Source organism: Hymenobacter sp. GOD-10R (genome assembly GCF_035609205.1).
Taxonomy (GTDB): Bacteria; Bacteroidota; Bacteroidia; order Cytophagales; family Hymenobacteraceae; genus Hymenobacter.
Genome location: NZ_CP141187.1, coordinates 16,510 through 31,155, shown reverse-complemented (window position 1 = coordinate 31,155; position 14,646 = coordinate 16,510). Strand labels below are relative to the sequence as shown.

The window sequence follows — 14,646 nt, the reverse complement described above, 5'->3', positions numbered from 1 at the left end:
AACTGCCGCGGACGGACGACCTGTGTTCCATCTTACGGCTGAGGGTGTTGAGGGGGCAGGTACAGGCGGGGCTGATGTTCGTCGTGTAAATGGCCCACCCGCAGCCAATGGAACCAACGGCCCTATTGGGGCAATTGTCATTTCGAGCACAGGTATCCTCTATGCCGCTGGGCAATTCACGACTGCCGGCGGAGTAAGGGCAAACAACATCGCTCAATGGGACGGCACCCGGTGGTTACCCTTGGGTACTGGCCTCACCGGTGGGCAAGGCATTGTGTCCGCCCTGGCCATATCTAAAGCCGGAATCCTGTACGCAGGTGGTTCCTTTACCAGCGCCGGCGGGCAGCCCGCTAGCAACATTGCCCAGTGGAACGGCACCGCGTGGGCTCCCCTGGGCACGGGCGTAACCAACGGACTGAATAACACTACGGCGGTCTACGATTTAGCTATATCGAGCGCGGGCGTTTTGTATGTAGGGGGCTCTTTTACCAGGGCCGGCGGGCAACTCGCCAGCAACATCGCCCAATGGAACGGCACCGTGTGGAGCGCTCTTGGCGCAGGAACAAATAATAGCGTGAATACCTTGACGCTATCAAGTGCAGGAATCCTGTATGCGGGAGGAACATTGACCACCGCCGGCGGGCAAACCGCTAACCATATCGCGCAGTGGAACGGCACCGCGTGGAGCCCTCTTGGTGAAGGGCCATACTACGGTGTAAATGGGACGGTGTATGGTTTGGCCGTATCCAGCTCCGGGGTACTTTACGCTGGAGGATGGTTCAGCGCTGCCGATAGTGCGAATCGTCCGGTGAAAGCCTATCGTGTGGCTCAATGGAATGGTACTTACTGGACCCGTATGGGTACCGGCCTCAGTACGTTCGTAGGACGGCTGGCGTTGTCGCTCTCGGGAACACTCTATGCGGGCTCGTTCATAACCACAGCAGGGGTCGATATCGGCAAGATTTATCAGTGGAATGGCTCCAGTTGGACGTCTGTAGGCACCGACTTGAAGAAGGGTGGGGGTGTTGTAGCCGTGTCAAGTAGTGGAACTTTGTATGCGTCGGGCAATTCCACCACGGCCGATGGAGTAAGCGTCAACAACATTGTACAGTGGGGCGGCACTTGGCTCCCCTTGGAGGGCTCCTCCCTCATCAACGAGGCCTATCACCTCCCACAAGCTGGTACTGCCTCCCCACGCATCGGGTTGCACTACGCGACCACCGGAGTGGTTCGGGTCTGCGCGGATAATACCGCTGGCACGTTGATAAACGTATTTCGCAGCAACAATCAACAACTGGCGTTGCGTATCCTAGAGAACTACAACAACGACAAAAGCGGCCCGATGGCGGATGCAGCGGGATATTTTGACCCCGTCACTACCACGACAACGAGTGCCGAAGCAATATATCACCACCCGGCGTTTGTAGATACAGTGGGCGCGCGCCAGACGCTAACCTTGCTGGTGATGGACGTAAAAGTGCCAACCACACCCCTTGTGTTAGCGGCTTATAAATTGGAAGTCGTGCGCCCACCCTTACTGCTCGTGCATGGGCTGTGGTCGAGCGGTGAGGAGGCGTTTCCAGGACTACGCGACAAGCTTGTTGCCGACGGCTTGTATGAGCACACGGAGCAAATCCGGTACGCTGATTATGGCGCTGACCGCAGCTTTGCCGCCAACGCGCCCCTGTTTCAGTATCATGTCGGGGCCAGCCTCCAGGACTACTCGTACCGCAACATCTCCGCTTCGAAGGTCGACCTAGTCGGCCACAGCATGGGCGGCCTGCTTAGCCGGCAGTACATTCAGAGTCCGACCTACCGACGGGACATAAACCGGTTGATCACCCTTAACACCCCGCACAGCGGCAGCCCAATCCCCAATTTTATCAACAGCCTGCCCACGTCAGAGCGTGTAGGGTTAATTGGGGCATTAGCGCTGCTGGGCAAGGACCCGATCAACGGCGCTGTGGCTGACCTGAGTTACAACAGCCCTGCCATGGCCCGCCTCAACGCGGCTCCCGACACCAAGGGCGTAGGGTTGCACACGATCACGACGTATGTCACCTTAAGCCCCTATCTCTCAGTTGAGAAACTGCTCAAGGGCCAGTTCAGTTGGGGAGGGTTACTTGTGGGCTGGATGGCGTCGAAACTCCCAGTGCTGACGCAGGACCTTAACGAGTATTTGTTTAACTCCGTATATCAAAACTATAACGATTTGATTGTGAGCGTGAGCAGCCAACGTGGTGGGCTCGGGGCGCCGTACAGCAACGAATTGAATGAGTTTCCTGATCAATGGCACGGCTCAGGTGGTTCGCCGGCTGTGCAAAGCAAAATCGAAACATTGCTGCGAGCGAAAAGCCCCAGCACGCAAACGGCATATCCGTTCACAACAGGCAACCTCGTCCCGGCAGCTATTACCAGTGTATACCCGCGCCAACCTCTTACCGCGACGCCCACCACGAATCCTGCCGCCATACTTCGAATCACCTCGCCAACCCGCGGTGCGGTTGCCACTGACCTGGACAGCATTCAAGTAACGGTAGCGGCCAGCTCCGAGGTGAAGCGAGTGCTGCTGCTGTGCGGAAGTGGCACGGCAGAGGTGACCACGCGGCTAATATCCGGAGCCGGCGGCACGGCTTACGTCCGCGTGCCGAAGCAAGGGCTTGGCCGGCTGAAAATTATCGCCGTCGCGTTTGCGGACTCCACCTACCTGTTGACCGATACGCTGAGTACCCAACTAACCACTAGGGCCCTGCTCACAGGCCTGCGCGTGGAGCCGCACCTCATCTACACGGGCGTGGGCGATAGCGCACTGGTGCGCGTCATGGGGACCTTTTCGGACGGGGTTACCCGCAACGTACTTGGGGTGCCGGGCGTCACGTTTAGCTTTCCTGGCGGCAATGCCCGCACACGTCGCAACGGATGGGTTGTGGGCATACGCCCTGGGTTGGATTCTATGCGAGTCACCTACGCCGGCCACACACGTACTATGTCGGTGCAAGTTGTAGCGACCTTTCCTTTAGCAGCCAGCACGTCAATGGCGGCGGGCCAGGCCGTACAACTGTGGCCCAACCCGGCCCAACACACCGTTTGGATCCGTGGTGGAGTTGGTGCGATTACCGTGTCGGATTTAGCCGGCAGGACAGTCCGCACACATGGCCCAGTCAAGCCAGATGAAGAGGTCGACCTGGACCTGCACAGCTTAGCTCCCGGCATTTACCTCGTCCGTGTGGGTGTAGTAATGCGCCGTCTCTTGGTGAATTGACCTAGTACAACGGCGCAGTGCCAGCAGCGTGCCAAGCGCAGGTGAGGAGAGTATAGTAACGGCACCCACTTCATCGAGCAATTGGTGGAAATTGTTGCTGGGTGGGGTGATGCTGAGTTACCTAGGACCGAAGCTGGCGCGGGTGGGCTGGCGGAGGCTGTGATTCACCCTGCCCAGAATACACAAAGGAATGCACTGGGTGAAGCCTATTGGATCAATAGAAGCCTAAGCCATGCGTTGCTATTTTTGTTATTGCACTGCTAAAAACGGGTTATCAGTACAAAAAAATGCTTTCACATTCTATGGTATAGCCCTCAATCATACTATCTCGAAGTAGGTTATACTAATTAGGAGAGCATCAAAAAGTGTGGGGCAGTAGAGGGCAACAGGCTCTCCGGCTAACTTGGGAAGCCGTATTTGTCGGTGAAGGCCATGACTCAACTACCTGCTGCTTCAACTCCTGACCGCTTGGCGGTGGGCTATCAACTCAAGATTCATCTGCTAGGCATCAGCCCGCAAATCAAGCGGCGCGTGTTGGTGCGGGACGATACCACCCTGGCCGAGTTGCACCACGTCTTTCAAATGGTGATGGGTTGGGAGAACTGGCATCTACACAGTTTCCATCTCTGGGGCAAGTACGGTATCAGCTACGCCGGCGGCACGTGGTATGCCGATGATGCCCGACGGGTCCACCTCGGCGATTTCGATTGGCGAGTCAATGATTAGTTCACCTACACGTACGATTTTGGCGACTACTGGCAGCACCAGGTGCGGGTCGAGAAAGTACTGCCGCCGACGGCCGTGCCGATCACTCCGGTTTGTGTGAGTGGCCGCCGGGCCTGTCCCCCGGAAGAAGTGGGCGGCCCCCGCGGCTATGACCAGCGCACGCTCGACCAGTTCTCCTGGAGTTATGAAGCCTTGGACCGGCTAATCGCCGGCGAGGGCATTCGCGAAGACGATGTACCCACCTGGTTCTGGACCTTTCAGCCGGAGCACTTCAACAAAGTCCAGGTCAACCGGAAACTGGCCAAACTGTATCAACTTAAGGGTAACGCCGATTTTCTGCTTTCGCAGGGCGGCTACGACTACTTTTCGCGGATGAGCAGCCATGAAATCTGTATCAGCAAAACCAAGTGGTTTCTTGCACAACTTACGATCAGTCTCAAACCAAATTGCTCTGTTGTGCGCAAATTCTTCTTGCTGGTTGGCGTCGTAGCGCTAGCATTGTTTAGCTATGCCCTCTTCCGCTACCTAGCACCTGAGCCTGCTAGTAGTCCCGTGCTCTTGTTTGCTTCCTACGAGTAGGGCGTGAATGGCACGCTGCTGACGTTCCACACCGATGGTAGCTTTGCGTACGAGAACATGGGGTTTATTCCAGCAGATGTGGTCACTGGCCGCCACACGCGAACGGACAGCCTAATCCACCTAGATCGACTACCCAACACCGGAATGCTGAAGCGCAATACGCTCGTGGTACATTCTTCCCCGCCACGGAAACCGGCCAAGGAATTCGGCAGGTGGAGCCTACGGCCGCCTGGATTCAACGTTAGCCGTCTTCACTATTTTTCTCATAGTCCTTATTGACTGATTTTCGCAAAGGCCCAGGCCAGCGCTCATCCTCCCAACAAAGTACCACGCCGATCGCAGCAGCCAGTCAAGCATAAAATAATACTTTTCCAAGATTAAGATTATAAACACTTTTATGTTAAGAAAATATTTCCAAGATCTGGACAAGCGGACAGGATGGCCCGAATCTAGCTTTTCTCTACTTTGCGTAGCGTTCAGCAGAGTAAACTAGTCTGTGCTGCTGCTGCTGTTCCTTGGCTCCACTACTCTCTTTCCCACCGGTTCCCCTCGAACGTCTTGGCTTGCATGAGCTAGGAGAAATCCCCTTTGGTCCCCCTTACTACCAACTCTACTGGCAGCAGCGGCCGGTATTAACGGGGCGCTATTTCGGGGCAGAGGGCCTGTGGGCCTTGGCAGAACGCTATTTCTTTTGCGAGGAATGGCACACGCTGGATCGGGGAAAAGGCCCGATTACTTCTTTACTAGCGTTCGACTTGGTCGAACAAAGGCAGTGCGTTGTATCCCACGCCACTAGGGGCTTTATTCGGCCAGTGCGAGTAGAAGGCACAACGCTCATCTACGAGAAAACCTTTCTAGATCGGGGAACCACAACAGAATACGAGCGTGATATCCAAACGCTGAGCGCCTGGCAACCACTCTACTTATCATAATCGGAGTGGCTGTTGCAAAAGTTAACTCCTAGTGGAAGTTAGGTGTTAGGGGCTCATGCTTGGCTTTCACCCGATCCAGACGTCGCTGGTCAAATTGGTCCCCGCTCACCATTTTTACCAACAATTGTTACAGGCGGTTGATTTTAGCTTTGTACGGCCCCTGTTCGCGCCCTTTTACAGTGCTGGCGGCCGGCCCTCGCTCGATCCTGTGGTGTTTGTCAAGCTCCTACTGGTGGGACACTTGGAGAATATCACCTCGGATCGCAAGCTGCTGGAGCTGGCCCAGCTGCATCTGGGCGTCCGTGCCTTTCTGGGCTATGACCTGGCGCAGCCCTTGCCCTGGCATAGTACCGTCTAGCGCACGCAGCAACGCCTGCCAGTTGCCGTCTTTGAAGCCTGCTTTACCCACGTAGTTGGCTTGTGCATTCAGCAGGGCTTGGTCAGTGGCCAAACGCAAGCCGTCGATTCGGCTTACATCAAAGCCAATGCCTCTATGAGCCGGCTCCAGCGGAAACGAGCGAAAGCATCCACAGAGCCGCCGACCGATGCTGCCTCTAACATTCCACGCATCACCGCTTCGGTGGACCGCTTAGCGCACATCCAACGCTTTCAAGCCGCCATCCGCAAAGCCAAGCCGACTAAAGGAGGCCGGCTCGTCAGCAACCTGACCCACTACAGTCCGGCGGATCCCGAGGCCCGCATTTGCTTCAAAACGGGCAAAATGCGCCAGTTAGCGTACACGGCCAGCGTAAGTGTCGACGCGGCCCAGCACGTGATTACCCATATCCACGCAGACCTAGCGGACTGGCGTGACAGCCGCTACCTGCTCGCCATTGTGGACGCGACGCAGCAGCGATTGAATGGCTTCGCGCTGGCCATGACCACGGTCGTGGCCGATGCCGGCTACAGCTCCGGCGAGAACTACGAGCAGTTAGAGCAGCGGGGGCTAACGGGCTATATCCCGGCCCATGGTAAGTACAAAGCCGAGCACGCCGGCTTTACCTACGATGCGGTCCGTGACCGGTATACCTGTCGTCAAGGCAAGTATCTGCGCTTCGACAAGCAGATTGTCGATGCACAGGGTAATCCGAAGAAACGCTACATGGCCAAGGCCGCTGAGTGCAAGGTCTGCCCGCTGGCAGCCCAGTGTAAAGGCAAAAAGGCCCGCGAGAAACGGCTACACCATACCCTCTACAAAGCCCACTATGAGCGGATGCTGGCCCGTTTAGCGACGGGAATCGGCCAGCGCATGCGGCGCCTGCGTGCGGCAACGGTCGAACCGGTACTGGGTAGTTTGATCACCTACTACGGCTTGCGCCATCTCAGTAAGAAGGGCCAGGCAGGCGCGGCCAAGGTTATGTATGTCGCTGCCATGGCCTATAATCTGAAGAAGTACCTGCGCTACCACACTTGTCAACCAGGCCATAGCGGGAGCTCTCTACCAGCGCCCGCGTCCTTTCGTTGGCTTATACTATACTTTTGCAACAGCCACCGTTGTTATAAGTTTAGCTGATAGCGTACTGTAAAGGCTCGTGGCTGTTGCAGAACTCAAGACTACTTGTTGCTTGCTCAAGCAAGTAGTTTAGAAAGGAGGAAGTGGCTATCGACCAGCGACCAGAAAGGTCACTAAGTTGCCTTTCTCGGTCGGGGTGCAGGGCTAGAACTCGGCTCATGACCTGTTTTGGCTGGTGTTTAAGCAGTTTCTTTAGATTGTAAGCCACGGCACTGAGCAACATGGCCTTATGAGCGGCTGCCCGACCCTTCGTACCGACCCGTCGCAGTCCATAATGGTGGAGCAGGCTCCCAAAAACAGGCTCGACGGTGCGTTGCCGGACCCGTCGCATTCGCTGGCCCGCGCCGCTACGCTGACGGTGCCAGGCGCGGCGGTAAGCCGCATCAAAGGCCGAGCGCACAAACTTTTGCTGGGGTGCGGCGGGCGTGCAACTCATTTTCAACGGGCACTGCTGACAGTCTTGGTAGACTGCGCGGTAGTTCTTGACCCAGTTGCCGTCTTGGGTGGTGGCGTAGTTGCGGAAGGGCAGTAACTTGCCTGCGGGGCACCGAAAAGCGTCTAACTCGGCTTCGTAGTGAAACCCATCCGCCGCTGGTTTATACGCGCCAAAGACCGGAATCCAGGGCAGGATGCCCCACTGTTCCAAGAAGGCATAATTGAAGCCATTGGAATAGCCCGTATCGGCCACTAGGTCGCGCAGGGTCAAGTCATTGGCCACTAAGCGGGCGTGCAGCGGCTTGACAAAGCTGGGCAAACGGCTGCTGTCGCGGCTATCCGCCAAGTCCGCTTGGATGTGACTGATAATGCCCGTGGCCGTGTCCACGGCCACACTGCAGGCATAGTTGAGGGCGCGCGCCTTACCTGGTTTTACCGAGATGCGCGCCTCCGGGTCCGTGGGACTGTAATGCGTTTTGTTGCTCAGCAACTGCGCTTTGGGGTGGCGGGCGCCCAGCCCGCCGGGGGCGGCTTGTTGCTTGGCCCGCCGGGTCGCCTCGCGGCGTAACTGGTGGGCGGGGGTGGCGTGCGTGGCAGGGGCTGGTGCAGGTGTTACCAACTTTCCCGCCACCGCCATTGGCGGTGGTCCAGTAAGTGGCTTCTCGCGCAAACTATCGAGGGAAGCGGCGGCTTTGACGGGGGCCGAATCCACGACCTGGGTGTCACCTGCCACCAACCCGGCCGCGACGCATTGCCGAAACACGTGGTCAAAAAGATGCTCAAAGACAGCCGCTGGGTAGAGCTGGCGGGTACGGCTAATCGTCGAGTGCCAGGGCAACGCTTCGTCCACCTCGTAGCCCAAAAAATAGAGAATATCCAGGCGTAAGGCACACTGCTCGACCAGTCGCCGATCGCTGCTAATATTCTCCAGCCGACTTACGAGCACCAGCTTGAAAAAAACGACCGGGTCAAGCGATGGTTGCCCGGTGTGGCTGTAGAGGGCTTGGGTCTGCTGATAAAGAAAATTCCAGTCGAGGAGGTCACTCAGCCGGCGATAGAAAGTATGCTTGGGCACGCGCTCCGACAGGCGAAAGTGCGTGATGATTTTATCACGGAAGTGTTTCTGGCCTTGCATCCACCTTATACGAGTGGCCTACTTCTCAGGTACTTCTGCAACAGCCACGGTCCTTGGCAGCTTGTAAAAGGGCTTGCACGTGGCTGGAAAGAGGGCATGCGATTACCGGTGAGCTATAACGTTCTATAAACGCTCGTGGCTGTTGCAGAAGGGGTAGCCTGCTGCGGAGTGCTCTCGTAGAGAGAGGATGCAAGGCAAGAAGCAGTTCACCGATCAAGTGGTCACGCACTTTCGGCTCTCCGAGCGGGTACCCACCCATAACTTCTACCGCCGACTCGACGAGTTACTTGACTTAGACTTCCTCTACGAGGCCACACGCGCTCTCTACAGCCACACCGGACAGCCCTCGCTCGACCCCGTTGTGTTCTTCAAGCTGGTGCTCATCGGCTACTTAGAGAACCTCACCAGTGATCGCCGCCTGCTCGAGCACTGTGCTCTGCGCTTGGACCTGCTCTACTTTCTGGGGTATGAGTTGGACGAGCCCCTGCCCTGGCACTCCACCGTGAGCCGTACCCGTCAACTGTACCCGGCGGCCTTGTTCGAACAACTCTTCGACCGCGTCTTTCGCCTGTGCGTGCAACAAGGCTTGGTGGCGGGCGACACGCAGACGCTGGACTCCGCTCCGGTGAAAGCCAACGCCTCCCTCGATAGCGTATGCGAAAAGCAGCCGGTGCACGCGGTGCAGCCGACTTTGACCGTCGTGGGGAGCCCGCCGAAACCACCCGCCACGCCTCGATTCGCTCGGCACCTGCCCACTAGCTGCGCTACGAGGCCACGCGCCAAGCCAAACAACAACAAGCGCCTGGTTCCTTGGGTGCTACCCGTCCCCACGCTCGTTTGCTGAGCAACAAAACGCATTACAGCGCTACCGACCCGGAAGCGCGCATCTCCATCAAACCCGGCAAAGTGCGCGCGCTGAACTACCTCTGCAGCTTGGCGGTGGACACGGCCAAGGGCATCATCAGCCACGTGCAAGCGGACCTAGCTGACTCGCGCGACAGCCTACACTTGCCCGGTCTCGTGCAACGGTTGCAGCAACGCCTGCAAGCCAATGACCTACAGCTGCGTGACTTGGTGGCCGATACGGGCTATTCCAACGGCTTCAATTATGCCTTGTTAGAAAACCAAGGAATCACGCCTTGGATACCGGTCTTCGGGGCCTACAAACCCGAAGTCGAAGATTTTAACTATCACGCCACCGCGGATGAGTACCGGTGTCAAGCGGATAAGCCGCTGCCCTTTCGTAAGTACAGCACCAAAGCCGATGGCGGCTGGGTCAAGCACTACCGCGCTTTCTACCAAGATTGCCAGCACTGCCCTTACAAAGCAAGGTGCGTACCCTATGCGGATCACAAGCAACTGAATCGCTCCGCCTTCGACGCCGCCTATCGCCGCGCGTGGCACCGGCAGCGCAGCCGCTAAGGCCAGCGCATGCGCCGGGTGCGTCAGCGGACGGTGGAGCCGGTCTTCGGCAACTTGCTCCACCACTATGGCTTGCGCCGAATCAATGTGCGGGGACGAGCGGGTGCCCATAAGTCCATGCTGCTCGCCGCTATCGCGTACAACCTCAAGAAGCTCCTGCGCTACTCACCCGAGCAGCAACTAAGAATGGCCATCGTATTACCCCTGCCACCACCTGCACCACCGCTTTTACTGCGCTGTGGGCGACGCACCCGGCGTAACCGCACGAAAGGCCGCAAAAACCTAGTTAGCTTGTTCGCGCGGCGAGTTCTGCAACAGCCACGCTCCTTCTCAGCACGTTATCTGTTGGCTACTACTTGGTAGCTGCTTAAGATCGGTGACACCGTGTCAAGGCCAGCGGATCTTCGCATAGTGGCCATAAGCTAGTGAGCGAGTGGCAGCTGTCAATGCGTTACCTTGGCCCCCTCAGGCAGCCGTACGATCATGAAAGAAGAAGCCATGCAGATCGCAACTAGGTGGCTACAAAGGATAACAGATGCGGAGGAGCCTTTCATTTTACTGTTAAAGGAAACCGAAGCGCATCCATTTGGGTAGGTCTTTTTCTATCAGTCAGCGGCTTATCGCCGCACACAGGATATCTCCTCTGCCTTGGCTTGGAATGCGCCCATCCTCGTCGATCATAATGGCTAGGTACAGGTGACCGACACTGCGCGTCTGTTGTCCTACTACTTATAAGAGCGGGAGAAGAAGCTTGCTTGAGCAGCTCTAACAGTTCCCGTTGGTTCTAAGAGTGAGGGTTTTCAGATGCTTTAGACTTTTATTAATTTACCGTTTATCTCCTTTTTCCTTCTAACCAACCCTCAATACGGTGGTTAGGCGAACATAGGGTAATCTCATTTAGTGGTAATAGATAGCATTCCAACAAGCAACTTGGTTCTAATAGCTGTTCAAACGCGAATTTTGTACCGGACTTTCGCTAAGGGCGCCGCTAATTACCACAGCCGTTGCTCCCATTCGATTGGCTGTGCTGCCACAGCCGATAGTAAGGTTGAGGCTACGTTGATTAGATCATAACGTAAGCCGCTTTGCCGCCCGTACAGGCCATCAGTGATATCTTGCGGGAGGAATTGTTGAGTTTTCCCCACCCAGTAACGATGGCCTACCTCGTAAGCAGGATTACCGCTTATTCCATACAGCTGATAATATAGATGAGCAATACCTGCTGCACCTGTGTAAAACGCAGACGTATGCACGCTTGTCGTACGTTCGTCTATACGTAACAGAGTGTTCAAGCCTACTAGTTCGGCCAACCAAGCTAGTTCCTCATCCTTTAGTAGCATGCATGCCTCGTATAGAAGCAGCGATTGACCCAAATCGCCATCGCGCCAAGTCATCTCTTGACTATCTAATACTTCATCAGTATCAGAAGTAATAGCATCAGGGAACATACTATAAATGCCCTCTGAGAAGTCTACTTCGCGTCTGGTAGCCAAGATAGCTAAGATACGAGTTTTAATAGCTTTCAGCAGGATTGGCTGCTGGATGCCGGCCTTATAGAGTCTGATCAGTTGCAGGGCTTCGCCTGCCAACCCACTACCTAGACCTAGTATGGTCAAACCTTCTTTGGGTTTGCTTCGAGCAGGCAGCAGCAATGTCCACTTGTGGTCGTCGTTGGCAAGTTGCGCTTGTTCAAACAGTAGGTTCAACACAGCAGCAACACTGCTGGCTGGTAGACGCAATTGGTAGTAACGAATAATACGAAAAAAGAACTGCTTCTGCGTTGCCTGGTGATCAATAAGCAATTGTTGCGCCTGAGTCAACAGTTGGCTATCAGCGGCTGTTAGTAGTTCTTCCGCCTTATTAAAAGGCTGTTTATTCTTAGCAAACCAGTAAGTAAGTTGTGCAATACCTGTCAAACTTTGAATGGATTCTGCATCCCATATTGGTCGCGAAGAAGGCCCAATATCATCTAAGCCTTGTACAAAAAGCTTTTGAGCGTGAGCAAGATCTTGCTCACGCTCAAAAGCTTTATAAACAGTATAATAATAAATACTTAAATTGATACTCTCTGATAAAGAAGTAACAATAGGTAATTTATTAAAAATGATGGCATGAATATCTTGCCAAGATTTCATGATACTCTGACTTTCGGGATAAACAGATAACAGATTAGAGCTTTTCATTATTAAGAATTAGATATGTTACATAAAACTTAATATTTTATGAGTATATAATATTTATTTTACGGTTATCATATCAATAAATTATATTTACCGCCATGTGATTGTGAGAATACTTGTATCTATAATAGTTTCTAAAATAGTAGATTCTCTACTTGCGCTTGATTGACGCTGGCCAAATTTTACGACTGTCGTTTTCTGAAACTTCAATTTAGCTGTGGTAGTAGTTGTGTTCATCATGTGTTTTAGTGAAATAAGTAGCGTTATAGAGTTGTGTTGTGTTTGATGAAATGAAGGTATGAAGGCACTTGAAGCCTACCATACACTTTACACCAACAGGGCGAATTGCGGTATCAAACCAGCTAAAATGGGCCCCGGCATAAAGTACTGGTTTGTGCGTCTTGGCAAGCAATCGACCGCGTACTTATAAAATAGTACCTAATAGCGCAAAGGCACCATTGAAGCTCCCACAGTTGCATTACACATGCAGTATATTGATTAACAGGCACTAATGATAAATATTTATAATGAAAGGGCCTCAAAAATACCAAGGCTTGATGTCGTTAATAGTACAGCCTGGTTCGCCTCTGTCTGCTGAAGTTGGCTCCTGCATGCTTAGGTTAGCTATCTTCGTTGCTATCCTCACGGTCATCTCAGCACGTCCGTAACACAACCATTGTATGCCTTACAATCGAAACCAAGTCAACGTTATCTGGCAACACTTACTGATCTGGGTGTTGTATATTGTATACGAACATTCAATTTTGATTATTGCTGGTCAGCAACAAATAAACTATAAGGAAGTAATAATAAACTTTTCTCTGTATGGCTTGCTATTTTATACAAATGCTCTCTTATTTCTTCCTTTGCTGTATGCTAAAGGCAAGCATCTATGGTATGCAATTTCTTTAATACTGTTATTATTTATTTTCTGTATTACTAAATATTTTCTTAACATCTTTGTACTACCTGTTTTGACCGATGAATCCTTACACAGCTTTGCTTCAAGTAAGTTATTTTGGTCACAAGCATTATATCGTGGAATATATTTTACTTCATTAAGTTTTGGTTATTGGTTCGCTGTGCATGCGATACAGTTGGAGAGGCAAAAGCGTCTCCAAGAGCAAAAATTGCGGGTAGCTGAGCACAATCTGATGCAATCAGAAATAACATTTTTGCGAAGTCAAATCAATCCACACTTTCTTTTTAATACCCTGAATTTCCTGTACGCACAAGCCTATCCGCATTCGGAAGAAACTGCCAAAGGGATTCTGCTTCTATCGAATATCATGCGTTACGCGCTCAAGGACGAAGAGCACGAAGGAAAGGTGATGCTAGAAAGTGAGCTTAAGCATCTGGAGAATTACATTGCTATCAATCAACTGCGCTTCAACAACAAGTTACAAGTTCATTATGAAGTACTTGGTAGTGTACAGTTTATGATGATTATCCCGCTGGTCCTGATTACCTTCGTGGAGAACTGCTTTAAACACGGTGACTTATCCGATCCGCAGAACCCATTGGTTATTCGACTCCAGATGGTAGAAAACCGATTGTCCTTTTTTACGCATAATAAAAAACGGACGGGACCCAAGGAAAAGACAACAGGCATTGGCCTGGTTAATACGCAGAAACGGCTAGAACTTGCTTACGCCAATCGTTACACGCTGGCGGTGCAAGATGAGCCAGAATTCTTTAGTTATAAACTAGTTATTGAGCTGTAACGCATGATCTCGTGCTTGATAGTGGATGATGAGCAAAGCGCCATCGACCTACTGAAGATGTTCATTGCCAAGACGCCATTTTTGACGTTGGCTGCCAGCACCACTAATCCCTTGGAAGCGCTCGGCATTGTCCAAAGCCAACCGATTGATTTGGTCTTTCTAGACATTCACATGCCGCAGCTCTCGGGGTTAGACTTTATGCGTCTGATAAAGGGAAAGAGCCGAGTAGTGCTTACCACTGCTTACAGCGAATTTGCCGTTGAAGGATTTGAGTTAGAAGTACTAGATTACCTGCTTAAGCCTATTGCCTTTGAGCGCTTCCTGAAAGCTGCCCAAAAAGCATTGAATGTTTTCGCGACCCCCTCAGCCCGCTGGCAAGCGCCAGCAGAGGAAGCTGACGACTATATTTTCGTGAAGACGGAAAATAAAGGCAAAATGGTCAAAGTAGATTTTCAAGACATAATCTACATCGAAGGCATGAAAAACTATCTGTCTATCAATACGGCAGAAGAAAGCATTGTTACGCTACTGAACATCAAGGACCTGGAAGAACGATTACCAGCGAAAAGTTTTATGCGGGTGCATAAGTCGTATATCGTTTCTTTAAACAAAATTAGAGCGCTTGATGGTAATCAGATTTTGTTCAAGGATATTAAAGCTTATGTTCCACTAGGCGAAACGTACCGTAACGCCTTCTTTGAAGCATTGCAAAAGAAGGTCATGAGCAGTAAGAAGTAG

General features: G+C 53.0%; 11 protein-coding genes and 1 pseudogene. 10 read left to right on the top strand and 2 right to left on the bottom strand.

The genetic code is table 11. From position 1 onward, the window contains the following. The first annotated feature begins 22 nt into the window (after positions 1–22). The 5 genes and pseudogenes from SD425_RS28390 to SD425_RS28370 all read left to right on the top strand — a co-directional run bounded on the left by SD425_RS28390 (position 23) and on the right by SD425_RS28370 (position 7,012). Positions 23–3,262 carry a hypothetical protein gene (locus tag SD425_RS28390; RefSeq protein ID WP_324680467.1) on the top strand — a complete coding sequence of 1,080 codons (3,240 nt, stop codon included), beginning with the start codon at positions 23–25 and terminating at the stop codon, positions 3,260–3,262. A gap of 432 nt (positions 3,263–3,694) precedes the next feature. Further along, positions 3,695–4,567, top strand: a pseudogene (locus SD425_RS28385) (plasmid pRiA4b ORF-3 family protein). A 515-nt stretch (positions 4,568–5,082) separates the two neighbouring features. After that, entirely contained in the window at positions 5,083–5,499 is a 417-nt protein-coding gene (locus SD425_RS28380) for a hypothetical protein (protein ID WP_324680466.1), read from the top strand. 55 nt (positions 5,500–5,554) lie between these two features. Then, a complete protein-coding gene (locus SD425_RS28375; protein WP_324680464.1) occupies positions 5,555–5,857 on the top strand; it encodes a transposase in 303 nt (100 codons plus the stop codon). A gap of 60 nt (positions 5,858–5,917) precedes the next feature. Then, complete coding sequence (locus SD425_RS28370; RefSeq protein WP_324680462.1) at positions 5,918–7,012, top strand: transposase; 1,095 nt, start codon at positions 5,918–5,920, stop codon at positions 7,010–7,012. On the opposite strand, the gene SD425_RS28365 is transcribed toward SD425_RS28370, so the two are convergent. Beyond that, entirely contained in the window at positions 7,005–8,582 is a 1,578-nt protein-coding gene (locus tag SD425_RS28365) for an IS1182 family transposase (protein ID WP_324680460.1), read from the bottom strand. The two genes, SD425_RS28370 and SD425_RS28365, sit on opposite strands and share 8 nt — an antisense overlap. A gap of 187 nt (positions 8,583–8,769) precedes the next feature. Here SD425_RS28365 and SD425_RS28360 point away from each other — a divergent pair, with 187 nt between their 5' ends. From SD425_RS28360 to SD425_RS28350, 3 genes are read left to right on the top strand one after another with little or no spacing between them, the layout of a single operon-like run. Further along, positions 8,770–9,426 (top strand): transposase, encoded by a 657-nt coding sequence (locus tag SD425_RS28360; RefSeq protein ID WP_324680458.1) that lies wholly within the window; start codon positions 8,770–8,772, stop codon positions 9,424–9,426. Next, positions 9,393–10,004, top strand: coding sequence for a hypothetical protein (locus tag SD425_RS28355; protein WP_324680456.1), 612 nt, complete (start codon positions 9,393–9,395; stop codon positions 10,002–10,004). Before SD425_RS28360 ends, SD425_RS28355 begins: the two co-directional genes overlap by 34 nt. A 9-nt stretch (positions 10,005–10,013) precedes the next feature. Beyond that, complete coding sequence (locus SD425_RS28350) at positions 10,014–10,367, top strand: transposase (RefSeq protein WP_324680454.1); 354 nt, start codon at positions 10,014–10,016, stop codon at positions 10,365–10,367. 629 nt (positions 10,368–10,996) lie between these two features. Here the strand turns inward: SD425_RS28350 and SD425_RS28345 are convergent. Continuing rightward, a complete protein-coding gene (locus SD425_RS28345) occupies positions 10,997–12,139 on the bottom strand; it encodes a hypothetical protein (RefSeq protein WP_324680452.1) in 1,143 nt (380 codons plus the stop codon). Between the two features lie 725 nt (positions 12,140–12,864). On the opposite strand from SD425_RS28345, the gene SD425_RS28340 reads away from it, so the two are divergent. Together SD425_RS28340 and SD425_RS28335 are read left to right on the top strand one after the other, a co-directional pair. Further along, the gene (locus SD425_RS28340; RefSeq protein ID WP_324680450.1) at positions 12,865–13,908 is read left to right on the top strand and encodes a sensor histidine kinase; all 1,044 of its coding nucleotides are present in this window, start codon (positions 12,865–12,867) and stop codon (positions 13,906–13,908) included. A gap of 3 nt (positions 13,909–13,911) precedes the next feature. Further along, positions 13,912–14,646: a LytTR family DNA-binding domain-containing protein gene (locus SD425_RS28335; RefSeq protein ID WP_324680448.1), complete on the top strand. Its 735-nt coding sequence runs from the start codon at positions 13,912–13,914 to the stop codon at positions 14,644–14,646.